Source organism: Bacillus sp. NPDC077411 (assembly GCF_044543425.1).
Taxonomy (GTDB): Bacteria; Bacillota; Bacilli; order Bacillales; family Bacillaceae_G; genus Bacillus_A; species Bacillus_A bruguierae.
Genome location: NZ_JBITWA010000007.1, coordinates 120,790 through 146,489, shown reverse-complemented (window position 1 = coordinate 146,489; position 25,700 = coordinate 120,790). Strand labels below are relative to the sequence as shown.

Below are 25,700 nucleotides of genomic sequence, written 5' to 3'. Positions count from 1 at the left end.
GAGCTGACTCGAAAAAGGATTAATGTCAGCTCCTCTTTCAAATCGGACGTGTTTGTCTGTATAAATCAAGATTTGGACTTGATCCATTTATAATAACATCACGAATAATTCTAGAGAACACCATGCTGTATACTAAGCCATTATCACCATAAGGATAGATAAAATAGCAGTTAGGCATTTCTTCATATATACCAATCATCGGTAGTCCATCATGCGTGCCGCCATAAAGGGCACCGAAATAAAATTCAGGTTTCACATCGATATTGGGAAACAACTTTTGAAATTCTTTTAATAGTTTATCCCGTTTATGAATTAGTTTCGCATCTCGTTCTTCTGCGATATCCGTATCTTCATCAAGCCCGCCGATAATAACGCGGTTGTCAGCAGTAGTTCTTATATAAATATATGGGCGAGCAGTTTCCCAAATAAGTGTCCGTTTGTACCAGGAAGAAAAATCAGATACAGGGGTTGTGACAATGGCATAAGAACTGCTAAGTGTTGCATTTTTGTCTTTTTTGAACTCTAATCCTTCATAGCCAGCAGCAATTATCACTTTTTTGGTAGTAATAGAATGACCATTTTTTGTGAAAAAAGTAGCTTTCTCTTTTTCTAATTTCTGCCCTGTTATTTCGGTATCTTCATATATTTTTACTCCTTTATTTGAGGCTTGCTTTAATAGGCCGTGCGTAAATTTATATGGGTTAATTTCACCGTCGTTGTATGTATAAAGAGCGGCGCGTTTTTGAAAGGGATACTTTTGACCAATTTGTTTTTCTGTTAGCCAAACTGCTTTGAATCCATGCTTTTGTAAGTAATAAAGTTCTTTTTCTAGTTTCTCAATATCATCTTCACAGCTGGCATAGTACAAGCTATCACGGCGAATAAAATCAGATGAAATGGGTAAATTTTGAGAAGCAGCTTCAATGTCACAAATAGCTTGTTCGCATAATTTAAAATGACGAACGGCATGTTCTTCGCCAAACGTATTCACAAGTTCAAAAAACATTTTATCACCTAAATATTGAATAAGTCCCGTGTTTGGTAAATTGCTTCCATGTCCTACTTTTCTTTTATCAACAACAACGACACGTAAGTCTGTTTCACTTAAGAAATGTGAAAATTGTGCCCCAGAACTTCCTGCACCTATAATTAACACATCACATGTTATATCTTCTTGCAAAGATGAATACGTGGGTGGACTTGGGAGAGTTGTCGTCCAAAACATTTTACCTGTGTGTAAATCCATTCCTATGCACCTGCCTAAATGAAAATCATACTTCTAAAGTTACCGATTTAATGGAGTTGTATACGTTTTCGAATAAAAAGAAGGAATGTTATTATATTTGTCGAATTTCCGAGGAAATGATCAGAAAATGAGAGTGATATAGTATGAGAGAAAAAATCCAATTAGAATTAGAAAGAATTGAGAAAGAGAATGATGTGAAAGTCTTGTTTGCAGTTGAATCAGGGAGCCGGGCATGGGGATTTCCATCAAAAGATAGTGATTATGATGTGCGTTTTGTATACGTACACCGATTGGAATGGTATTTATCAATTGAGCCGAAGCGAGATGTTATTGAGTATCCAATTAACGATGATCTTGATATAAGTGGCTGGGAACTCCGCAAAGCACTGCAGCTATTTTCTAAATCGAATCCAGCTTTGTTAGAGTGGATAAGTTCCCCCATTGTATACAATAAGGCATCAAATCTTCCTGAACGCTTGCAGGAAATGAGTAGTCATTTTGATCCAAAAGCAACGATATATCATTATTTACATATGGCATCTAAAAACTATCGCACATTTTTGCAAAGTGAAGAAGTAAAGATAAAAAAATATTTTTATGTATTACGTCCGATACTGGCGTGCAAATGGTTAGAAGAGAAAAAAATATTGCCACCTGTTGAGTTTGAAAGATTAATGAATGGATTAGCATTGGATTCAGCACTTTTAGAAGAAATTGAGAAACTGCTTGAGAAGAAAAAAGCGGGTATCGAGCTGGATGTAGGACCAAGAATTACGTTATTGAATAAATTTTTAGAAGAGCAGATTACATATTATGAAGAGTACGTGAAGAGTTTAGAAAAGAAATCGGTTATAGATATTGAGCAGTTAAATGTATTATTTCGAGATATGTTACATCAAAGTTGGAAAGAGCACTGATAAAATATTGGTGCTCCTCCTTATATTAGAGATGAAATTTCATATTTAACTATATAAATCCATTTTCATTTTTCAGACATAAAAGTCGTTACTATGCAGCATACATCATGGTCGCTACTTGCATGCTCCCTTTGTTTGAAACCTCGCATGAGGCAGAAAAAGGCCCTGACCGCTGCAATGCACGGCCAGATGCTCTCGTCCTCCTCTAAAAAAGAGGTTTTTATGCTTTTTTACTTTTATATAAGAGAATAGTTGTAAGCTTACAGCATCACATATCTTCAATTCTTTTTAACGCTTCATCAGCCGGCCCTTCAATTACCTCTCCTTCAATTGAAAAACGTGAACCATGACAAGGACAATCCCATGTGCATTCACCGCTATTCCATTCCACTTCGCAGCCTAAATGTGTACAAGTTGTATCGACAATATGCAGTTTCCCATTATCATCTTTATACGCACCGGCACGCTTCCCATTTACTCTTACAACAGCACCTTCTCCGTTTTCGAGATCTTCTGGTTTACGAAGAGCAAACTCTAGTTTTCCTTCAATTAAATGCTTTGCTACGTCGAGGTTTTGCGTAACAAACGTTTTTATATCTGGATTCGTATGGAATCGTGATGGTGCATAGAGTTCTTTGTATGGGCTATCGATTTTCATAACAGATGCTTTTAGCAATAAAGCTGCTGCGGTTCCATTTGTCATGCCCCATTTGCGGTAGCCTGTTGCAACGAAAATGTTAGGGTTATTTTCATTGATGTGTCCGATATAAGGAACTTTATCAAGTGTAATTAAATCTTGTGTTGCCCATCTGTATGGGATTTCCTCTATGCCAAAAGTTTCTTCGCCAAATGCTTGCAGTGCTTCGTAATGATTCATCATGTTAATGCCTTGTCCTGTTTTATGACTTTCACCGCCAATTAACACGAGTTTTTCGCCATCCATTGTGGTGTAGCGGAGGGATCGTTTTGGGTTATCGATGCTTAAATACATTCCTCCTGGATACTCTTGCTTTGTTTTCACGCCAAGGACATAAGAGCGTTCTGCGTACATCCTTGCGAAGAAGAAGCTGTTTGCATCATAAAAGGGAAAGTGTGAACAAGAAATAATGTAACCACAAGTGATTCGATGTCCGTCCTTTGTAATCACTTGTTGATAAAATCCTTTTTCTACATCAATTGCAGTTGTATTTTCATATAGAACGCCGCCAGCTTTAATAAATTCTTCGACAAGTGCTGTGAGGTAGCGAAGCGGGTGGAATTGCGCTTGATTCTTTATAACAAGCGCAGCTTTTACGGGAATGGGAAGTGGGATACTTTCTACATATTCACCAGGGATATTAAGCTGTTTGTATGCTTCTAATTCTTCTGTTAACTTGTGTAAGTTGTCGATTGAGTTTGTATATAGATAAGCATCTTCTTCTGTGAAATCACATTGAATATTGTGCTCTTGTACGGTCTCTTTTATAAATTGCAGTCCTTCATTGTTTGCCTCGTAATATAATTTTGCTTTTTCTTCTCCAAAGTGATTAATGAGTTCATTGTAAATAAGATCGTGCTGCGTTGTAATCTTTGCCGTTGTATGTCCAGTTGTTCCGTTTAAAATATTTCCTGCATCGATTAAAGCAACTTTGACACCTTCTTTAGCGAGTAAATAAGCGGTTGTGATACCAGTGATACCTGCTCCAACAATGGCAACTTCAGTTCTAATGTCCTCTGTTAGCTTTGGGAAGGTAGGCAAATGAATAGAATCACGCCAATATGGTTCTGGAAATTTTGGGAGCTGATTATGTTCCAAGTGAATACACCTCTTATTTTAATGAGTTCTTGCTAACTATTTTTTCCAATTGTTAGGGATTTTATGTATTTGAATCGAATTGCTAATAAATTATTTTAAAATAATTTATTAGTCAGCTTTCCATATATGGTTTTGGCTTTTCATTTCATTAGCAGAACGCGGAATAAATAAGGTTAAGTATAGTATTGACCATGAAACGGAGTAATTAGTGAAGGACAGATGAAAGGATAGTAGGAAGTTGAAATGTAGGTAAATAAACGTTTTTCCTTTAGTAACATAGAAAGTAATTATAAAAATATAACCAACTTTTATTACTAGGTCATAAAATCTATTGACAATATAGAAAACGTACTGATATGATTCATCTTGTGGAAAGGTTGATAAAGGGTAAAAAGAGAAATGTTTTTCAATGAATAATAATTGTAAGAGTGAGTGAACATAATTTTCTGTGAGAAAGAAAATTTATAATAATAGTATTATCAATCTGGAAACGAAAATCAATATGTGCAAAGTGCGTAAGCGCGGCAAGAGAAAGGGGCAAAAGAATGAAGGATCTTCATACGTTTGGATGGTATGCAGCACGCGTATCACCACATTTGCCAAAAAAGGCATTTAAACCAGTCCCGGCTCGTTTGTTTGGAGGACTAGCCTATTTACTCGTTACAGTAGCGGGGTTTTTGGCAATTGGCTTATTCAATTTGAATGTGTGGGCTAATCTTGGAATTGCAATCGTTTTAGGATTGTGTTTTGCATCTATGGGATTTCTTGGTCATGAAATTTTACATGGCACAGTAGTAAGAAAAGCTTGGCTAAGAGATTTTCTTGGAGCAATTGCGTTCATGCCATTATCAACTGGACCGAAATTGTGGAGAAAGTGGCATAATTTAACTCACCATGTGCACACACAACATGAGGAGCATGATCCAGATGCGTGGCCAACGATGGATAAGTTTAAGAAAAGCAAATTTTTACGTTGGGTATATCGCCTACCATTACATGTTCGTTCTTTCTTCAGCTTTTTGTCGTTAACAATTCAATTTACAATGCATTCGTCTCGTATGTTTTTCCTTTTTATCAAGGAATTTAAACCGCAGAATCAAAAATCTGTGTGGTTCCAGCTTCTTTTGCCATGGACAGTATGGATTAGTTTATTGTTTATTATGGGTCCTGCAAAATGGTTTTTTGCTTATGTTATTCCATTATTAATTGCAAACTTCATTGTAATGGCATATATTGCAACAAATCATCGTTTGAACCCGATTGTTCCTGTAAACGATCCACTTGCAAACTGTTTATCGGTAACAGTGCCGCGCTGGGTAGATGTATTACATTTTAACTTCTCATATCATACAGAACATCACTTGTTCCCAGGTATGAGTTCGAAATACTATCCGTTAGTAAAAGAGAAAATTAAAGAAATGTGGCCAGAGCGCTATCATGAAATGCCAATGGGGAAAGCGTTAGCTGCCCTTTGGAATACACCGCGTGTATATTATCAAGGTAGCGAGTTAATTGATCCGCATAAAGCGCATTTATACGGCTCTTTAGGAAATGGACTAGATCCTGCGAATATTGAATATCGCCAGGAAAATATAAAAGAATCAAAAGTTGTGAAAAACGGCTAAAACATAATTTGAAAAAATGATATAAAAACCCTTTTGTTTTTAGGGGAGGACGAGAGCACCTGGCCGTGTATAGAAGCGGTCAGGGCTTTTTTCTGCCACGTGCGATGTTTAAAACAAAGGGAGCAAGTAGCGATCATGTTTTATTCTGCATAGCAACGATATATAATATAGAACCTTCATATATTTTATAGAATGATATTTCAACAAAGTGAAAGCACGAACTCGTGGAGAGTTCGTGCTTTTTACATGGGGATTTCTTCCTGTTTCACAGCTTGTGTATAATTCGTATTTTTTCGTGCCAATCTTTTTTCAAGAAGATGGACAAAGTACGTGAATAGAAGTACAAGCGCAAGATAATAGACGCTGACGATCATATATGTTTCGAGTTGCTGAAAGTTTGCGGCAGCTTCAGAAAGCCCAGTGCCCCACAGCTCTGACATTCCTACATAAGCAACGAGCGAAGAGTCTTTTAAGCCGATAATGAACTGATTGCCAAGCGGCGGAATAGATAAACGAAACGCTTGAGGCAAAATAATACGCCGCATTGCTAATGGATATGACATTCCTAAGGAGCGAGCTGCTTCAAGTTGACCGCGGTCTACAGACTGAATAGACCCTCTAAAAATTTCTGTAATATAAGCACCGTTATGAATAGCGAGAGCTATTGCCCCCGCCCAGAATGGGGATAATACAATAATAGATGTAATTCCAAAATAGAGGATCATAATTTGTACAACTAATGGTATCCCACGAATAATGGCAATGTATACATGTGCAATTCCATTTAAGAGTTTACTATTTGAAATACGAAAAAAAGCAAACAACAATCCAATTATGGATCCAAGTAATAGGGATGTTATGGTTAATTGTAATGTAATGACAATTGCTTTTAGGAACGTTGGATATGTAGATATGAAAATATCAATCATGGTTATCACCTCTATATCGCAGTTTATTTTCGTGTGATTCCGATGCCCCGTCAAAAGGTGCGGGGCATGATCTATGTGTAAAAAATCTATTTTCCTTTTTCACCTAGAATGTTACGACCGAACCACTTTTTACTGATTTTTTCATATGTGCCATCTTGAATGATTTCATCTAGAGCTTTATTTAATTTCTGTAGTAGTTCTTTGTCGTCTTTACGAACAGCAATGGCCATTTCATCAAGAGATAATAGCTTTCCGGCGTCTTTTATATTTGCTTTTCCTTCTTTCATTATGCGAAGACCTACCATTTGATCTGTTATAACAGCATCAATTCGTCCTGGTTCTAAGTCCATAAGGGCGGTAATATCACTATCGTATTCGGTAATTTGGTCTGTTTGTTTAGCAATAAGTGTTTTGAATGTACTTGCTTTCACAACACCTACTTTTTTTCCTTTTAGATCTTCAGCGGAGGATATGGAGGTGTTCGTTTTTGTAACGAAAATTTGTGCCCCAGAACGATAATATGGGTTCGTAAAGTTCACTGCTTTTAGACGGTCTTCTGTGATGGCCATACTCCCTAAAATCACATCATATTTTTTAGCTTGCAATCCTTGGATTAATGTTTCCCAAGGATTTGTCACAGGGACAGCTTTCATATTCATTTTCTTAGCAAGAGCTTCACCAATTTCGACGTCAAAGCCGGCAAGTTTACTATTTTCTTTATAGCTAAACGGTTTATACACACCGCTCATTGCATAGCGAAATTCTTTCTTTCCATCGGTTGATGAAGTACTACTTTCTTTACTGCAAGCACCTAATAATAAAGAAGCACATAATGTAATCACTGCTATCGCTTTAAACATATTTCGTTTCATAAAAGCACCTCCAATTTTTATAAAATATTTCGTAAAAATTGCTTCGCGCGCTGATTTGATGGAGCGGTGAAAAATTGTTCTGGGGGTGCATCCTCTACGATTTGTCCGTCATCCATAAAAATAATGCGGTCAGCTACCTCACGGGCAAATCCCATTTCATGTGTGACGATAATCATTGTCATACCTTCTTTTGCGAGATCTTTCATAACTTGTAGCACTTCTCCGACGAGCTCAGGATCGAGAGCTGAGGTAGGTTCGTCAAATAACATAATTGTTGGGTTCATTGCGAGTGCTCTTGCAATAGCAATTCTCTGTTTTTGACCACCTGATAAAAGATCGGGTGTTACGTTCGCTTTATCTTGTAATCCGACTTTTTCTAGTAATTCGTAGGCAATGCTTGTTGCCTTTGTTTTATCTAACTTTTTGACGTGAATAGGGGCTTCTATGATGTTTTCTAGTGAGGTCATATGAGGAAATAAATTGAAATGTTGAAAAACCATACCGACATTTTCGCGGACGTTGTTTAAATTTGTATGTTTCGGATGAATTTGTTCTCCCTGTATCGAGATTTCTCCATTATCATACACTTCTAGGAAGTTTAAACAACGCAGTAATGTACTTTTCCCTGAACCGCTTGCACCGATTAAGACAACAACTTCTTTTTCTTGTACGTGTAAATTGATGTTTTTTAACACGTTTAAAGACCCAAAGGATTTTGTAAGGTTTTGAACTTGTATCATGCATCCCCCTCCAAAGAAATGTAGATGTATAAAAATAACTTATTTTTGTTAATTAGTCATAAATCGTCAAATTCCTTTATTTTTGTTAAAAATTTTAAGGGAATATAGATTGTTGTATATAAATAGAAAACAGGAAAAATTGTTATAAAAAGTAGAGATATGAACGTTTCCGCAACATTTGTCGTTGTCTCTTTCAGAAGAAAATTATAGCAAGATATAATAAAGCTATAATATTAGAGGGAGTGTCTTTCATGAAAAAAGAGAAAAGACAACAACTAATTAAACAATTGGTGAGAGAGAATGAAATAGATACACAAGAAAAATTGGTAGAGTTGTTAGAGGAACGTGATGTATTGGTCACACAAGCAACGGTTTCTCGAGATATTCATGAATTAAATTTAGTAAAGGGAGCTTCTTCAAAAGGAGTAGCAATATATAAGGTTTTTACAGAAGAGAACCAGCGAGCAGATATACAGCTAAAGAAAAAAATAAGAGAAGTAGTTGAAAAAATCGATTATGTAGAACAACTGATTATTATTAAAACTTTGCCTGGGAATGCTCATGTTATCGGTGCTTTATTAGATTCTTTAGACTGGAAAGAAAAAATAGGATGTATATGTGGGAATGATACATGTCTTGTAATTGCGGGGTCAAAAGTAGATAGGGAGATTATAAAAGATAGATTGGGGTTGATTATGTAAATCCAAATTGAAAAAATGACAAAAAACCATTCTTTTTAGGTGGATGAGAGTATCTGGCCATGCATAGAAGCGGTCAGGGCCTTTTTCTGCCACACGTGAAGTAAAAACAAAGGGAGAAAGAAAGTAGTAGGCTCCTTTTTTCTACATAGCAGCAATCTATATGTCGAAAAATCAAAATGGATTCATATAGCTTTGTATAGAAGCGAATTGTATGTTAAAACATCAAAATATATTTATACATATAAATGAGAAGGCTGTTTCTAATGAAAATTAGAACAGTCTTTTTTAATTTATATATACAAGTTAAAAAAACGACATAAAACCTCCCTTTCTTTTTAGGTGGGACGAGAGCATCTGGCTGCGCATAGAAGCGACTTATATGTCGAAAAATTAAAATGGATTTATACATAAGGCTTAATCAGTCATCAGAAGGAGTGTCTTTATCTTCGCTAATCGGAATGGATCTGATAAAACGTCTTTGTTTTTACTAAACTTTATGCTAATACGATATAAAAAATTTTAACCTCAAATAGGAGGCAATTATACAGCTAATATGCGTGATATTTTACCTAGTTAGTTAATTATGAGATGAAATATCTTATAAAAATACAATTACATATGATTTTTAAAAAATAATTTGTGAAATATTCCACTTAACATTGTTAGCGTTTTCACAAAGAGATATGTGCATTCTGTTTATTATGTACTTGTAGACATCAAATGAATTTAAAAGGGGGTACAACAAATGAAACATCCGATACATGTTACTTCAGAAATTGGGGAATTACAAACAGTTTTATTAAAACGTCCAGGTAAAGAAGTGGAAAACTTAACGCCAGATTATTTACAACAATTATTATTTGACGATATTCCATATTTACCAATTATTCAAAAAGAACATGATTATTTTGCGCAAACATTACGCAATCGGGGTGTTGAAGTTCTTTATTTAGAAACACTAGCAGCTGAGGCGTTAGTTGATAAAAAACTTCGTGAAGAATTTGTTGATCGTATTTTAAAAGAAGGACAGGCTGACGTAAATGGTGCATATCAGAATTTAAAAGAATATTTACTTTCCTTTTCAAATGAAGAAATGGTTCAGAAAATTATGGGGGGCGTACGTAAAAACGAAATTGAAACTAGTAAAAAAACCCACCTGTATGAATTAATGGAAGATCATTATCCATTTTATTTAGATCCAATGCCAAATTTATATTTTACACGTGACCCAGCAGCTAGTATAGGTGGCGGTTTAACAATTAACAAAATGAGAGAACCAGCACGGAGACGTGAATCATTGTTTATGGAATATATCATTAAACATCATCCACGCTTTGCGAGTCACAATGTACCAGTTTGGTTAGATCGTGACTATGATTTTCCAATTGAAGGCGGCGATGAGCTTATCTTAAATGAAGAAACAATTGCGATTGGCGTATCAGCTAGATCATCGGCTAAAGCGATTGAACGATTAGCAAAAAATTTATTTAGTCGTCAAAATAAAATTAAGAAAGTACTAGCAATAGAGATTCCAAAATGTCGTGCATTTATGCATTTAGATACAGTATTTACAATGGTTGATTATGATAAATTTACAATTCATCCAGCTATTCAAGATCCAAAAGGAAATATGAATATTTATATTTTGGAAAAAGGAGAGAGTGAAGAAGTTCTCAAAATCACACATCGTACTTCTTTAACTGAGGCTTTAAAAGAAGTGTTAGGTTTGAGCGAATTGGTTCTTATTCCTTGCGGAGGAGGAGATGCGATTGCTTCTGCTCGTGAACAATGGAACGATGGATCCAATACATTAGCAATTGCACCGGGAGTAGTTGTTACATATGATCGCAACTATGTATCCAATGCTTTATTACGAGAGCATGGTATAGAGGTTGTGGAAGTATTAAGTTCGGAATTGTCTCGCGGTCGTGGGGGTCCACGTTGCATGAGTATGCCAATTGTTCGAAAAGATATCTAAGCTAAATACAAGAGAAAGTAGGGACGAATGATGATGATGACAAAACCAAACTTAAAAGGAAGAAGTTTTCTTGCTGAAAAAGATTTTACAGAGGAAGAATTTTTATATCTTATTGATTTAGCGGCAGAATTAAAAGAGAAAAAGAAAAACGGTATCCCGCATCATTATTTAGAAGGTAAAAATGTTGCCCTTTTATTTGAAAAAACTTCAACTCGTACCCGTTGTGCATTTACGGTGGCTTGTACGGATTTAGGGGCAAATCCTGAATACCTAGGTAAAAATGATATTCAGCTCGGGAAGAAAGAATCTGTTGAAGATACAGCAAAAGTGTTAGGACGTATGTTTGACGGTATTGAATTCCGTGGATTTTCACATGCAACAGTAGAATCTCTAGCGAACAACTCAGGTGTGCCAGTATGGAATGGCTTAACAGACATGTGGCATCCAACACAAACACTTGCAGATTTGTTAACAATAAAAGAGCACCTCGGAAAATTAGAGGATATTAGGCTCGTCTACGTCGGAGATGGACGTAACAATGTGGCGAATAGCTTATTAGTTGGCGGTTCGATGGTAGGAATGGAAGTACGCATTTGTACTCCAGAGTCACTATTCCCAGCACAAGAAATCATTGATACTGCTAAAAAATATAGTGATCGGGTCATGGTAACGAGCAACGTGGAAGAAGCTGTTGCCGGTGCAGATGTTATTTATACAGATGTATGGGTATCTATGGGCGAAGAAGATAAATTTGCTGAACGTATTGAACTTCTTACTCCATATCAAGTGAACATGGAAATGATTAAAAAGACCGGAAATGAAAATATGATTTTCTTACATTGTTTACCTGCATTTCATGATATAGAAACATTGTACGGAGAGGAAATATATGAAAAATATGGCATAAAAGAAATGGAGGTAAGTGACGAAGTATTCCGCAGTAAGCATTCAAAAGTATTTGATCAAGCGGAAAATAGAATGCATACAATTAAAGCGGTTATGGCAGCTACTTTAGGAAATATGGAATAAAGAAGGAGGAGATTCCTCCTTCTTTATCCCTCTATTGATAGAAGTTTCACCTTATCCCGCATTAACGGGCAGTAAGATCCCTATCTCAAGATTGAGAGGGAAGCAAAGAAGATAGGTGGGGGATAACTGCCCGTAAAAGCCCGATTGGTTCAACTAACCATCAGTGGGGGATGAAGAAAACCCCCACTGATGGAAGTTTCACTTTATTCCTATCTGATAAAAGAGAGGTGAGTGTAATGGGTGAAGAAAAGAAATTAGGACTGTTTACTTTGACCGCCCTTGTTGTAGGCTCTATGATCGGAGGCGGAGCATTTAACTTAGCAAGTGATATGGCAAAGGGTGCAGGCGCAGGAGCAATTATTATTGGTTGGATTATAACAGGTATCGGAATGGTTTCACTTGGATTGGCGTTTCAAAACTTAACAGTGAAAAGACCCGATTTAGATGGTGGAATTTTTAGTTATGCAAAAGCTGGATTTGGTAATTTTATGGGGTTCAATAGTGCCTGGGGATATTGGTTATCCGCTTGGCTCGGAAATGTAGCTTACGGTACATTATTATTTGCTTCAATAGGTTATTTTTTCCCAGTTTTTGAAGGTGGACAAAATGTAGCATCGATTATTGGAGCGAGTATATTACTGTGGTGTGTTCATATGTTGATTTTACGCGGTGTACAATCAGCAGCACTTGTGAATTTAGTAACAACAATTGCAAAGTTAGTACCTGTCTTTGTATTTATTGTTGTAGGGATATTTGCTTTTCATATTGATGTTTTCTTAGATGGATTTTGGGGGCAAGGTGCTACTTTTTCGTGGGCGGATGTAGGAAGTCAAGTTAAAAGTACAATGCTTGTCACACTTTGGGTATTTATTGGGGTAGAAGGAGCTGTAGTCTTATCGAGTCGTGCAAAAAGTCGAAGTGATGTTGGGAAGGCAACTGTTATTGGATTAATAGGAACTCTCATTATTTACATTCTCTTGACACTATTATCATTAGGCATTATGAAGCAGGCTGATGTTGCAAATTTAAAAAGTCCAGCAATGGCATATTTATTTGAAAGCGTTGTCGGGAAATGGGGAGCTATCTTTATTAATTTAGGTTTAATTATTTCTGTATTAGGTGCTTGGTTAGGATGGACGTTACTAGCATCTGAAATTCCTTACTTGGCTGCGAAAGACGGTGTATTTCCAAAATGGTTTGCGAAGGAAAATAAAAATAAAGCGCCTGTTAATTCATTATGGTTAACAAATGGTCTGATTCAAATTTTCTTGTTAACATTTGTTGTTTCAGATCAAGCTTATCATTTTGCATTTTCGCTCGCTTCTTCGGCAATTTTAGTTCCGTATGCTTTTTCAGCTTTTTATCAATTTAAGTATAGTTTGCAGTCTCAAGAGAAAGATCGCACAAAAAATATTGTCATTGGTTTAGTCGCGAGTATGTATGGGGTTTGGTTAATTTATGCAGCTGGTTTAGATTATTTATTGCTGACTATGACACTATATGCACCAGGAATTTTTATCTTTTACAAAGTTCAAAAGCAAACAAATTCAAAACAAATCTTTACTCGTGTCGAGCTTATATCCTCAATAGTCATTGGAGCTTTGGCACTGGTTGCAATTTATCAATTGGCTACAGGTGGTATTACTCTTTAAAAACTCTTTTGAAAAGAAATGGGAGGGTTACAAGATGACAAGAAAAAAAATCGTCGTTGCACTAGGAGGAAATGCAATCCAATCTGGAGATGCTACTGCAAAGGCGCAACAGGAAGCGTTAGAAAGAACGGCAGAACAACTCGTTGCAATTATCGAAAATAATGTAGATGTTGTCATTGCTCATGGAAATGGTCCGCAAGTAGGGAACATTTTATTGCAGCAAAAAGCAGCAGAAACAGAAAAAACACCTGCCATGCCACTAGATACTTGCGGGGCAATGAGCCAAGGAATGATCGGGTATTGGATGGAAAATGCAATTGAAAAAGCTTTGAAAAAGCGGGGTATCGAAAAAGATGTAGTAACGGTGATCACGCGGGTTGAAGTGGATGAAGAGGATGAGGCGTTCGAAAATCCAACAAAACCAATCGGTCCTTTTTATACAGAAGAAGAAGCACGGAAGTTAATGGAGACAACAAAAGCGACATTTAAAGAAGATGCAGGTCGTGGCTGGCGTCGTGTTGTCCCATCGCCAAAACCGGTAAGCATTCACGAACATAAAGTGATTAATGCGTTAGTGGAGGATGGTGATATTGTTATTGCTGTTGGAGGCGGAGGCATTCCTGTTATTGATTCGAAAGATGGATTAATAGGAACAGAGGCTGTTATAGATAAAGATTTTGCTGCTCAAAAACTAGCTGAATTAGTAGATGCTGATATTCTCGTCATTTTAACGGCAGTTGATTATGTGTATGTAAACTTCAATACACCAGATCAGAAGAAGTTAGAGCATGTTACAGTTGATGAGCTAACGCAATATATACAAGAAAATCAATTTGCACCTGGAAGTATGCTTCCGAAAATTCAAGCAGCTATTAATTTTGTGAATACAGATCTAAAACGAAAAACGATTATTACTTCATTGGAAAAAGTATATGAAGCGTTAGAAGAGAATGCGGGTACCATTATTTCCAAGTAAGATATATAAATAGTAGTTAGATGATAAAAAGAGTGAAGTGCTGTGCTTCATTCTTTTTGTGTACGAAGATAAAGTAAATTCATAAAGTATTCATTATAAAAAAAAGATTCAGCAATTAATTATGATAAAATAGTTTTTGAAGGCGCTTTCTTTACAGATTAGTCCCCAAATGATGAAAGTTTCACTTTATAGAAAGAGAGGACGTTCTATGCAAAGACGAAGCATAGTTAAAGACTTAAAGCAATTTGAATTATTTACTGATTTAACAGATAAGAAATTGAAGAGTTTAGCAGATCTTGTTTATTGGCGAACTTATAAAAAAGGGCAATTTCTATTTTTAGAAGGTGATTCAAGAGAAAGAATTTATCTTATGTTAGATGGATTTGTAAAATTAGAGCGGGCTAATCAAAGTGGAAATTTATTATATGAAGATTACATAAAGCGTTTTTCTATTTTTCCCTACTGTGGTATGTTTACAGACAAGTCATATAATTATACAGCTATAGCAATGACAGACGTTGATGTATACTATATTCCCACCTCTATTTTTGAGGATATGGTGAAATCAAATCATAAACAGCTCATGTATGTTGTTCAAGAATTGTCTTCTATATTAAAACTAAATGAAAGACGAGTCCAAAATATTACAATTCCAAACGCGCAAGATCGCGTCATACAGACATTAAGTTATTTGATGGACGATTTAGGGGAAGAAGCTGGAGAAGAAATTTTAATTTCATGTCCTCTTACAACAATTGAAATTTCTAAAATATCTGGGACGTCTCGTGAAACGGTTAGTGGAGTATTAAAGCAACTAAAAAATGATTGTATTGTTACAGTTCTAGATAAAAAAATTACAATACATGATCCAACCTATTTTGAAGAAATCTCTATGTAAAAACAAAATAATTGATAGTAGGAAAAGTACAAAGAAGATATCAATAGCCATTTTAATTGTTAATCTTCTTTTTCTCATTTTCTATAATTAAAGTTCTTTATATGTTTATAAAGGGCTTTTTCGCGTTATTAAATATAAAGATTATATATTGCTGTCTTAACAAATGGGATAAAAGTTTCACTTTGTTTAAGAATAATCATACATATATAAATACAAATTAAAAAACTGACATAAAAACGCCTTTCTCTTAGGTGGACAAAGGCATCTGTTCATGCATAGAAGTGGTCAGGACTTTTGTTTGCCACATGCAAGGGGAGAAAGTAAGTGTAGGTCATGTTGTATTCTGCATAACAGCGGTTTATCCCGCATTAACAGGCAGTAAGACCCCTACCTCAAGATTTAGAGAGAAGCAAAGAAGATAGATGGGGGACAACTGCCCGTAAAAGCCCGATTGGTCGGGCTCTCCATCAGTGGGGATGAAGAAAACCCCCACTGATGGAAGTTTCACTTTATATGAAATGGATTTATATAGATTAACGATAAAAATAGAAGATTTGTTTTTTAGATGGGTGTTTTAGTAATAGTGTAAAAAATATGGTTGCAAACTCTTCATATTTTGTTATGATAGTGTTACGAAAACGTTTGCATAACATTGTGCAAAAGGAGAGAAGAGATTATGAACAAAACGTGGTGGAAAGAAGCTGTAGCTTATCAAATTTATCCGCGCAGTTTTATGGATTCAAACGGTGATGGAATTGGTGATTTACAAGGTATTATTTCAAAATTAGACTATTTAAAAGATCTAGGTATTGATGTGATTTGGATTTGCCCAATGTATAAATCACCAAACGATGATAACGGCTATGACATCAGTGATTATCAAGATATTATGGACGAATTTGGCACAATGGCTGATTTTGATGAATTGTTAGCTGAAGTGCATAAACGTGATATGAAGCTTATTATTGATTTAGTTATTAATCATACAAGTGATGAGCATCCATGGTTCATTGAATCCCGTTCTTCTAAAGATAATCCAAAGCGTGATTGGTACATTTGGCAGGACGGAAAAGATGGGAAAGAACCGAATAACTGGGAAAGTATTTTTAATGGATCTGCTTGGGAGTATGATGAAGAAACGGACCAATATTACTTACATTTGTTCTCACGTAAGCAACCAGATTTAAACTGGGAAAATGAAGAAGTGCGCGAGGCGTTATATAGCACGGTGAATTGGTGGCTTGATAAAGGAATTGATGGCTTCCGTGTTGATGCGATTAGTCATATTAAGAAGGAAGAAGGATTCAAGGATATGCCGAATCCGAAAGGGTTAAAGTATGTACCTTCTTTCGATAAACATATGAATGTTAATGGCATTCAGCCGCTTTTAGAAGAGTTAAAAGCAAACACGTTTGCCAAGTATGATATTATGACTGTCGGCGAAGCAAATGGCGTGAAAGTTGAAGATGCTGAGCTTTGGGTTGGAGAAGAGCAAGGGAAGTTTAATATGGTATTCCAATTTGAGCATTTAAGCTTATGGGATGCAGAAAAGAAAAAAGAACTCGATGTTGTAGGGCTTAAAAAAGTTTTAACGAAATGGCAAAAAGGTTTAGAAAATAAAGGTTGGAATGCGTTATATATTGAAAATCATGATAAACCTCGTATTGTTTCTACTTGGGGTGATGATACACAATATTGGCGCGAAAGTGCAACGTCTTTAGGGGCAATGTATTTCTTTATGCAGGGTACGCCGTTTATTTATCAAGGTCAGGAGATTGGAATGACGAATGTTCAGTTCCCGCATATTGAAGATTATGATGATGTGGCGATTAAGAACTTATATCGTCAAAAGATTGAAGAGGGGACACCTCATCAAGAAATTATGGAGATTATTTGGGCATCTTGCCGGGATAACTCACGTACACCGATGCAGTGGAGTAACGAAGAAAATGCTGGTTTTACAACAGGTACGCCTTGGTTTGGAATGAATTCAAATTATAAAGAAATTAATGTAGCTGTGCAGCAAACAGACTCAAATTCTATTTTAAATTTCTATAAAAAGATGATTGCACTGAAAAAAGAACATGACGTGTTTACTTATGGCACGTATGATTTATTTTTAGAGGATCATCCGCAAGTTTATGCGTATACACGTACGTTAAATGATGAAAAAGTTGTTGTAATTAGCAACTTATCAAAGAATGAAGCTGCATATGATGAGACTGCATTCAAGCTAGAACGCAATCGCTTGCTTTTAAATAACTATGAAGTAGAAGAGCATGATGTAGTGACAACAATCACTTTAAAACCATATGAAACAAGGATTTATTATATTTATTAATAAAAAAAGATGCTTATATAGCATCTTTTTTTATATAAAAATTTATATTTTTTATAAAATTGTTATTGCAATATGAAAACGCTTTTATTAAAATGAATTTATGAAAACGATTGCGTAAAAAAGTTTTCGTAAGGGGATATGCAATTATTATTTATACATGAGGGATTGTAATTTAGAAAAAGGAGGAACAAAGAAATGAAGAAGCTTGGATCTTTTGATTTTTGGCAAAAATTCGGAAAAGCTTTATTAGTAGTAGTTGCGGTTATGCCGGCTGCTGGTTTAATGATTTCCATTGGTAAATTAATCGGTATGTCTGCTGGTGATGTATCGGCAGTGCAAACAATTGCTAGAGTTATGGAAGATATCGGTTGGGCAATTATTGTAAACTTACACATTTTATTCGCTGTAGCAATTGGGGGATCTTGGGCAAAAGACCGTGCAGGCGGTGCATTTGCAGCCTTGCTGGCATTCGTATTAACAAACCGAATTACAGGAGCAATTTTTGGTGTAAACGCTGTAATGTTAGCGGATTCAAAAGCGAAAGTATCTTCCCTATTAGCGGGAGATTTACTTGTAAAAGATTACTTTACTTCTGTTCTTGGTGCACCAGCACTTAACATGGGAGTATTCGTAGGTATTATTTCAGGCTTCTTAGGAGCTACACTATACAATAAATATTATAACTATGATAAATTACCACAAGCATTAGCGTTTTTTAATGGAAAACGTTTTGTACCATTCGTAGTAATCGTTGGTTCTACAATCACTGCTATTATTTTATCGTTAGTATGGCCGTTTATTCAAAGTGGATTAAACGAATTTGGACGTTGGATTGCAACTTCAAAGGATAGTGCACCAATTGTTGCACCATTTGTATATGGAACACTAGAACGTTTATTATTACCATTTGGATTACATCATATGTTAACGATCCCAATGAACTATACGGCACTTGGCGGCTCGTACACAATATTGACAGGTGCTAAGGCAGGACAAGTTGTTGCAGGACAAGATCCGTTATGGCTTGCATGGATTACAGACTTAAATAACTTATTAACTAAGGGTGATATGAAAGCATATCATGATTTATTAAACAATGTCGTTCCAGCGCGCTTTAAAGTAGGACAAGTTATCGGTTCAACTGCATCTTTAATTGGTATCGCATTTGCGATGTACCGTAACGTAGACGTAGAAAAACGTCATAAATATAAACCAATGTTCTTCTCAGCAGCATTAGCAGTATTCTTAACTGGGGTTACAGAACCAATTGAGTTTATGTTCATGTTTATCGCACCAGTATTATATGTTGTGTATGCAATTACAACAGGTTTGGCATTCGCATTAGCAGATTTAATTCACTTACGTATTCATGCGTTTGGTTTTATTGAGTTATTAACTCGTACACCAATGATTATAAAAGGTGGATTAACGAGAGACCTTATTAACTTTGTTGTTGTATCAGCTATATTCTTTGGATTAAACTTTACAATCTTCAACTTCTTAATTAAAAAGTTCAACTTACCAACACCAGGACGTGCTGGTAACTACATTGATAATGAAGATGGTGCTGAAGAAGTAGCAGCAAATGTAAAAGAAGGTTCATTAGCAGCAGCGGTTATCGAGCTATTAGGCGGGAAAGACAACATTGCAGATGTAGATGCTTGTATGACACGTTTACGTGTAACAGTAAAAGACTTAGATATTGTTGCAAAAGAAGCAGAGTGGAAGAAGAACGGAGCACTTGGATTAATTGTAAAAGATAAAGGTGTACAAGCTGTGTATGGTCCAAAAGCTGATGTATTAAAGTCAGATATTCAAGATATGTTAGGTATATAAGAAATGAAATTATTAACATTAAATTGCCATTCATGGCAAGAAGATGAGCAACTTGCAAAGATTCATTATTTAGCAAAAATAATTCAAGAAAATGACTATGATGTCATAGCATTGCAAGAGGTAAGTCAGTCAATTGCAGCAAGAAATGTATGCGGTAACATGAAAGAAGATAATTTTGTAAGCTTATTACAAGTGGAGTTAGAAAAGCTTGGAGCCGCAAAATATGACGCTGTATGGGACTTTGCTCATATTGGATATGATGTGTATGAAGAAGGTTTAGCAATTTTAACAAAGCATTCAATTATAAAGAGTGATTCATTTTTCGTATCAGACAGTATAGATACAACGTACTGGAAAACACGAAAAATTGTAAGTGTAACAGTTTCTTATTACAATCAGCCGGTGACATTCTATTCTTGTCACCTTGGCTGGTGGGACGATGAAAAAGAACCATTTAAGAAGCAAGTAGATCATTTACTGCATCGTGTAGAGAACGATGAATTGTCGTTCTTAATGGGTGACTTCAATAACAATGCGCGTATGCAGAATGAGGGCTATGACTATCTCATACAAAAAGGTTTATATGACACGTATAAATTAGCCGAAAAAAAAGATGAAGGAACAACTGTGCAAGGAAAGATTGCTGGATGGGATGAGAATAAGAAGAATTTACGTATCGATCTTATTTTAAGTAATCAGCCTGTACAAGTTACTTCTTCCAAAGTGATTTTTAATGGTATAAACCGAGAAGTAATATCAGATCATTTTGGTGTTGAGGCTCAAATTAACGTGTAATGAAAAGGCAACCACCGTGTAAAATACGGATTGGTTGTCTTTTTTATTACATTTCATATATAATCTTTAATATTGAACGTAAAACCAAAATAGTCATTTTGTTTGTATACTTTATTGAAATTATCATATAATGATGTATACCGTTTTTCAGGAACGTATAGATGATGTAAGTGAAATTTTTCTAGAAACAATGTTATAATGGCGAAATGCATGTATGAATTTGGAAGAAAGGAAAAACATATAATTAGGTGATTAATAATATGAAACAAATATGGCGTATTTATACGACAGACATACGGAATGTAGCGAAACATTGGGCTGCAATTGTTATCATCATAGGGCTGACAATTTTACCATCGCTCTATGCGTGGTTTAATATTAAAGCCTCATGGGATCCTTATGGAAGTACGAAAGATGTTCCAATTGCAATATCTAATAAAGACAAAGGTGCAAATTTACGAGGGAAGGACATTAATATAGGGAAGGAAGTCGTAGATTCCCTAAAAAAGAATAAAAATCTCGGTTGGAAGTTCGTTGATGAGAAGGAAGCAATACATGGTGTGGAGCATGGTGAATATTACGCAAGTATCACTATTCCAAAAGATTTCTCAGAAAAAATTGCAACGGTATTGGATGATAATCCGCAAAAACCAGAGATTCAATATTATGTGAATGAAAAGGTAAATGCCATTGCACCAAAAATCACTTCAAAAGGTGCGTCTGGTATTGTTGAAGAAATAGGCAAAAACTTTGTCAAAACCGCAAATGGTGAGATTTTTAAAATCTTTAATGAACTTGGAATTGATTTAGAAACAAACTTACCAAGTATTGAAAAAGTAAAGGACCTCGTTTTCAAATTAGAAGCGCAGTTCCCAGAAATCAACAAAATTGTAGATACAGCATTAACAGATGCTGATAAAGCGCAAGGTCTTGTAACGACAGCGCAAGATACGATGCCGAAGATTGAAAGCATCATTCATGATAGCCAGCAATTGACGAAGGATTTAGATACGTTCTTTGCAAAAAATGATCAAACGTTGGAAGAGGCACCGGCAGCGGTCAAGAGAGACTTAGTGTATGCGAAAAAAGCTGCAGATCGTACAGCGCAGATTACGGATTATTTAAAAGATCCGTTGGCAAATGTGAATAAGGAATCGATTAAAAATAATATAAAATCTGCACAAGGAACAGCAAATAGGGTAAAGGAAGTTTCGCAAAAGATTCCGAGTTATACAAATAAGGCGCGAGAAGAGCTAAATAAAGTTGATCCGGCAAAGGTCAAAGAAATTCTCGAAGGAATAGAGCAATTATCTGCAGGAGCTATTGAACAGATTAATTTAGATATTAAAAACTTACAGGATTCAAACCAACCTAATAAAGATGAAGAGTTGAAAAGATTAGAGGATCTTAAAACTGCATTTACTGCAATCAATAAAATGGCAACAGAAGCAGCAAACGATCCTAGCAAGAATAAGCAGTCCATTGAAAATTCATTAAATCAAATTGATAGTGCAGCAAAAGAGGCTGAAGGGCTTGCAGATAGTGTTATTGATGCTACAAATAATGCGATGAATATCATTGATAACGGTGTAGGTGATAAAGGATATTTAGAACCGGCAAAACAAGGATTGTATGATGTTCAATCACAGCTTCAAAAGGGCATTAATTTTATAGATGATATTATTCCCGTGTTAAATGATGTAGATAAGCTCGCAGGCCATGCCGGAAAAACAACAAACATTCCTGATACTGTAGCGAAATTAAATAATGCAAAAGGAGATATGCAAAAGGGAATTAATGCAACAAATAAGGCTCTTGATGCCATTAATAAAGGGAAACTACCGTCAAAAGATGATATAGAAAATATAAATGCAGCGGCTAAAGATGCATCTAAAGAAATAGATGGTATATTAGCACGATATGACTCTGAAATCGTCCCGAATTTCAACGATGCAATTGCTAAAACGAAAAAAATAAATAAAGAAGCAGCGGATGTTTTAAACACAGCAAATGAAAAGCTGCCTGATGTGAAAAAATTGTTAGAGGATGCATCAAAAGGGTTAGCTCTTGGCAAAGAGGACGTAACGAAAGTAAAAGCGGAACTCCCTGAAGCTGAGAAGAAAATTAAAGAAATTGCTAATAAAATTCGCGAATTTGAATCACAAGAAGATTTAAAGGATATTATTCGTTTGTTAAAGCATGACGTAGAAAAACAAAGTGATTATTTCGCAAATCCAGTAAACTTAAAAGAGAATAAATTATTCCCAATTCCAAATTACGGTTCAGCGATGTCACCATTCTACACAGTACTAGCGTTATGGGTAGGGGCATTGCTCATGGTGTCATTATTAACAGTAGAAGTACATGAGGAAGATGCGGAGTATAAAAGCTATCACATTTATTTCGGACGCTTTTTAACATTCCTATCCATTGGTCTGGCTCAGGCATTTATCGTAGCAATGGGAGATATATTCTTATTAGGAACTTATGTGGTTGATAAATTCTGGTTTGTCCTATTTAGCATGTTAATTGCTGGAGTATTCGTTTGTATTGTATACTCACTTGTTTCTGTATTTGGAAACATCGGTAAATCCATGGCAATCGTATTACTTGTATTACAAGTTGCTGGTTCAGGTGGAACATTCCCAATTCAAATGACGCCAAAATTCTTCCAAGCAATTTATCCATTCTTGCCATTCACATATGCAATTCGTATTATTCGTGAGGCAGTTGGCGGTATGCTTTGGGATATTGTATGGAAAGACCTTCTTGTATTGGGCATATGGGTCGGTATTATGCTCGTTATTGCATTGCTTCTGAAAAAACCAATTAATAAGTCCAGTGAAAGATTTGTGGAAAACGCAAAAGGAAGTAAATTGATTCATTAATAACAAAAGGTTTCTACCAATTTGGTAGGAACCTTTTTCTTTTTAGAGGAAGAGTATATCGAACGTTGTCGAAAGGGCTTTATCTTGTGTCGAATCGCCGATATATTAGTGGACATGGAAAAAGGAGTTGGTAAGCCAACTCCTTTAATCAAACTTCAATTTCTTTAATGCTTCTGCTAATGCATTATTCAGAGGTTCTTCCTGCTGTTGTTGCTGTTTCATGTATTTTTGAACGGCACGTTTATCTGCTTTGTTACCTGATTCTTTTTTACGACGTTCTTGGAATGTAGATAGTTTCTCACGGTAGCCGCATTTACATGTGAAGATTTGACCAGCACCTTCACCGCGTAGCTCTAATTTTTTCTTACATTGCGGGCAGCGTGCATTTGTCGTGCGGGATACATTTTTACGATGACCGCATTCACGATCTTGGCATACAAGCATTTTTCCTTTTTTACCGTTTACTTCTAGCATTGGTTTGCCGCAGTCTGGGCAAGTTTTTGTAGAAATGTTGTCGTGTTTATATTTTTTATTGCTTGATTTAATTTCGGAAACAATTTCTTTTGTGTAGTTTTTCATTTCTGAAATGAATACTTCTTTTTTCAATTTGCCTTTCGCAATCGCCTCAAGTTTTTGCTCCCACTCAGCAGTTAGTGTAGGAGATTTTAACTCTTCTGGAACTAAATCCAGTAACTGACGGCCTTTTGATGTAATGTGAATGTCTTTGCCGCGTTTTTCAATTAAGAACGAATTGAACAATTTATCAATAATGTCAGCACGGGTCGCAACTGTACCTAGTCCGCCCGTTGATTTTAATGTGTCTGCAAGTTGTTTGTTTTGCGTACCCATATACTTTGTTGGGTTTTCCATTGCTGAAAGTAATGTCGCTTCATTAAAGCGTGCAGGTGGCTTTGTTTGACCTGACGTTCCTGCAATTAGTTTCACATTTAATGTATCGCCTTTTTCGATGCGAGGTAAAAGTTGTTCTTTTAAATCATCTACTGCATCGTCATCTTCAAAGCGATTTTCATAAACTTCTTTCCAGCCAGAATTCACAATTGTTTTGCCGCGTGCGACGAAGTTTTCATCACCGATCTTGGCACGTAACGTTAGTTGTTCATATTCGAAAGCAGGGAATAAAACTGCTAAGAAACGTTTAACAACTAAGTCGTAAATTTTGCGTTCTTTATCTGTGAATGCAGAGAAGTTTACATAGCTTTCTGTTGGAATGATGGCATGGTGATCACTTACTTTACTATCATCAACAAAAGATTTGGAAACTTTAATTGGTTTCGTTAAGACTTTATTAGCTAAAGAACGATACTCACCTACTCCGCAAGCTTTTAGACGTTCTGAAAGTGTTCCAACGATGTCAGATGAGATATAACGTGAATCTGTACGCGGATATGTTAATACTTTGTGCTGTTCGTACAGTTTCTGCATAATATTTAACGTTTCTTTTGCAGAATAGCCAAAAATTTTATTTGCATCACGTTGTAGCTCTGTTAAGTCATAAAGACCAGGAGCAAACGACTTCTTAGGTTTTTTTTCAATTTCCACTACAGTAGCATTTTGGTTTCCTAGTTTTTTCACAATCACATCAATTTTTTCTTTATCAAAGCTGCGGCTATTGCCTTTCGCATCTTGCCAAGTTAGTTTTAATCTATCTGTTGTTTGCGCTTCAATGCCGTAGTATGTTTGTGCTTTGAAGTTTTTAATTTCTTCCTCACGACTTGCGATGATCGCGACAGTAGGTGTTTGGACACGACCGCAGTTTAGTTGTGCATTGAACCTTGTAGTTAATGCACGTGTTGCGTTAAGACCGATATACCAGTCAGCTTCCGAACGTGCAACAGCTGAAGCATATAAATTGTCGTATGCTTTACCAGGCTTCAAATTTGCAAAGCCGTCTTTGATTGCTTTATCGGTAACAGATGAAATCCAAAGACGTTTAATAGGTTTATTAACTCTAACTTTATCAATAATCCAACGAGCTACTAATTCACCTTCGCGTCCTGCGTCTGTAGCTACGATGATTTCATTTACATCATTTCGAGTCAGTTGACTTTTCACAGCATTAAATTGCTTGCCGGTTTGTTTAATCACTGTTAATTTTAAACGTTCCGGCAGCATTGGAAGATCTTCTAAAGTCCACGTTTTATACTTTACATCATAACTTTCTGGATCTGCTAATGTAACGAGATGCCCTAAAGCCCACGTAACAATATATTTACTGCCTTCAAGGTAACCATTTCCCTTTTTATCGCACTTCAATACACGTGCAATATCACGTGCAACAGAAGGTTTCTCAGCAATTACAACACTTTTTGCCATATTTCAAACATCCTTTCAATTTCCGTAAGTTAACTATAGCATACATCCCTTTTAGATTCAGTTATTCCAAAGATTTGAATCGGTTGTTATTAAATATAAGCATTACATTTTGAATTAGTTTTAGAAATGACCTGCACTTGCTTTCTCC

The 25,700-nt window shown here is 35.8% G+C and carries 18 protein-coding genes; 12 read left to right on the top strand and 6 right to left on the bottom strand.

The features are described 5' to 3' along the window. Nucleotides 1-37 precede the first annotated feature (37 nt). A complete protein-coding gene (locus tag ACIGHG_RS11795) occupies nucleotides 38-1,246 on the bottom strand; it encodes an NAD(P)/FAD-dependent oxidoreductase (protein ID WP_336472902.1) in 1,209 nt (402 codons plus the stop codon). Nucleotides 1,247-1,389: 143 nt separating this feature from the next. Between ACIGHG_RS11795 and ACIGHG_RS11790 the strand changes: the two genes are divergently transcribed. Continuing rightward, a complete protein-coding gene (locus ACIGHG_RS11790; RefSeq protein ID WP_090917727.1) occupies nucleotides 1,390-2,163 on the top strand; it encodes a nucleotidyltransferase domain-containing protein in 774 nt (257 codons plus the stop codon). A 268-nt stretch (nucleotides 2,164-2,431) separates the two neighbouring features. Here the strand turns inward: ACIGHG_RS11790 and ACIGHG_RS11785 are convergent, their stop codons facing one another. Beyond that, a complete protein-coding gene (locus tag ACIGHG_RS11785) occupies nucleotides 2,432-3,958 on the bottom strand; it encodes an FAD-dependent oxidoreductase (protein ID WP_396548553.1) in 1,527 nt (508 codons plus the stop codon). A gap of 545 nt (nucleotides 3,959-4,503) precedes the next feature. On the opposite strand from ACIGHG_RS11785, the gene desB reads away from it, so the two are divergent. Then, nucleotides 4,504-5,583, top strand: coding sequence for a Delta(10) desaturase DesB (desB, locus tag ACIGHG_RS11780; protein WP_090917731.1), 1,080 nt, complete (start codon nucleotides 4,504-4,506; stop codon nucleotides 5,581-5,583). Nucleotides 5,584-5,825: 242 nt separating this feature from the next. Here the strand turns inward: desB and ACIGHG_RS11775 are convergent, their stop codons facing one another. From ACIGHG_RS11775 to ACIGHG_RS11765, 3 genes are all read right to left on the bottom strand, one after another. Further along, nucleotides 5,826-6,512: an amino acid ABC transporter permease gene (locus ACIGHG_RS11775; protein ID WP_090917733.1), complete on the bottom strand. Its 687-nt coding sequence runs from the start codon at nucleotides 6,510-6,512 to the stop codon at nucleotides 5,826-5,828. Nucleotides 6,513-6,598: 86 nt separating this feature from the next. Further along, nucleotides 6,599-7,384 carry an ABC transporter substrate-binding protein gene (locus ACIGHG_RS11770; RefSeq protein WP_336472901.1) on the bottom strand — a complete coding sequence of 262 codons (786 nt, stop codon included), beginning with the start codon at nucleotides 7,382-7,384 and terminating at the stop codon, nucleotides 6,599-6,601. A 17-nt stretch (nucleotides 7,385-7,401) separates the two neighbouring features. Next, entirely contained in the window at nucleotides 7,402-8,124 is a 723-nt protein-coding gene (locus tag ACIGHG_RS11765) for an amino acid ABC transporter ATP-binding protein (protein WP_336472900.1), read from the bottom strand. Nucleotides 8,125-8,375: 251 nt separating this feature from the next. Here ACIGHG_RS11765 and argR point away from each other — a divergent pair, with 251 nt between their 5' ends. From argR to ACIGHG_RS11715, 10 genes are all read left to right on the top strand, one after another. Further along, a complete protein-coding gene (argR, locus tag ACIGHG_RS11760; RefSeq protein ID WP_090917739.1) occupies nucleotides 8,376-8,825 on the top strand; it encodes an arginine repressor in 450 nt (149 codons plus the stop codon). 745 nt (nucleotides 8,826-9,570) lie between these two features. Continuing rightward, the gene (gene arcA, locus ACIGHG_RS11755; protein ID WP_336472899.1) at nucleotides 9,571-10,803 is read left to right on the top strand and encodes an arginine deiminase; all 1,233 of its coding nucleotides are present in this window, start codon (nucleotides 9,571-9,573) and stop codon (nucleotides 10,801-10,803) included. Nucleotides 10,804-10,833: 30 nt separating this feature from the next. Further along, nucleotides 10,834-11,832, top strand: coding sequence for an ornithine carbamoyltransferase (argF, locus tag ACIGHG_RS11750; RefSeq protein ID WP_336472975.1), 999 nt, complete (start codon nucleotides 10,834-10,836; stop codon nucleotides 11,830-11,832). Between the two features lie 236 nt (nucleotides 11,833-12,068). After that, nucleotides 12,069-13,484, top strand: coding sequence for an arginine-ornithine antiporter (arcD, locus tag ACIGHG_RS11745; RefSeq protein WP_336472898.1), 1,416 nt, complete (start codon nucleotides 12,069-12,071; stop codon nucleotides 13,482-13,484). A gap of 34 nt (nucleotides 13,485-13,518) precedes the next feature. Continuing rightward, nucleotides 13,519-14,460: a carbamate kinase gene (arcC, locus tag ACIGHG_RS11740; protein ID WP_336472897.1), complete on the top strand. Its 942-nt coding sequence runs from the start codon at nucleotides 13,519-13,521 to the stop codon at nucleotides 14,458-14,460. A 208-nt stretch (nucleotides 14,461-14,668) separates the two neighbouring features. Continuing rightward, entirely contained in the window at nucleotides 14,669-15,358 is a 690-nt protein-coding gene (locus ACIGHG_RS11735; protein WP_396548549.1) for a Crp/Fnr family transcriptional regulator, read from the top strand. A gap of 676 nt (nucleotides 15,359-16,034) precedes the next feature. Beyond that, entirely contained in the window at nucleotides 16,035-17,699 is a 1,665-nt protein-coding gene (locus ACIGHG_RS11730; protein ID WP_396548547.1) for a glycoside hydrolase family 13 protein, read from the top strand. A gap of 195 nt (nucleotides 17,700-17,894) precedes the next feature. Beyond that, nucleotides 17,895-19,535 carry a PTS transporter subunit IIBC gene (locus ACIGHG_RS11725; protein ID WP_090917752.1) on the top strand — a complete coding sequence of 547 codons (1,641 nt, stop codon included), beginning with the start codon at nucleotides 17,895-17,897 and terminating at the stop codon, nucleotides 19,533-19,535. 3 nt (nucleotides 19,536-19,538) lie between these two features. Further along, the gene (locus tag ACIGHG_RS11720) at nucleotides 19,539-20,330 is read left to right on the top strand and encodes an endonuclease/exonuclease/phosphatase family protein (RefSeq protein ID WP_336472895.1); all 792 of its coding nucleotides are present in this window, start codon (nucleotides 19,539-19,541) and stop codon (nucleotides 20,328-20,330) included. A 260-nt stretch (nucleotides 20,331-20,590) separates the two neighbouring features. Next, the gene (locus tag ACIGHG_RS11715; protein WP_396548544.1) at nucleotides 20,591-23,218 is read left to right on the top strand and encodes a YhgE/Pip family protein; all 2,628 of its coding nucleotides are present in this window, start codon (nucleotides 20,591-20,593) and stop codon (nucleotides 23,216-23,218) included. Between the two features lie 144 nt (nucleotides 23,219-23,362). Here ACIGHG_RS11715 and ACIGHG_RS11710 read toward each other — a convergent pair whose 3' ends face one another. Next, nucleotides 23,363-25,552: a DNA topoisomerase III gene (locus ACIGHG_RS11710; RefSeq protein ID WP_396548542.1), complete on the bottom strand. Its 2,190-nt coding sequence runs from the start codon at nucleotides 25,550-25,552 to the stop codon at nucleotides 23,363-23,365. Between the last annotated feature and the right edge of the window lie 148 nt (nucleotides 25,553-25,700).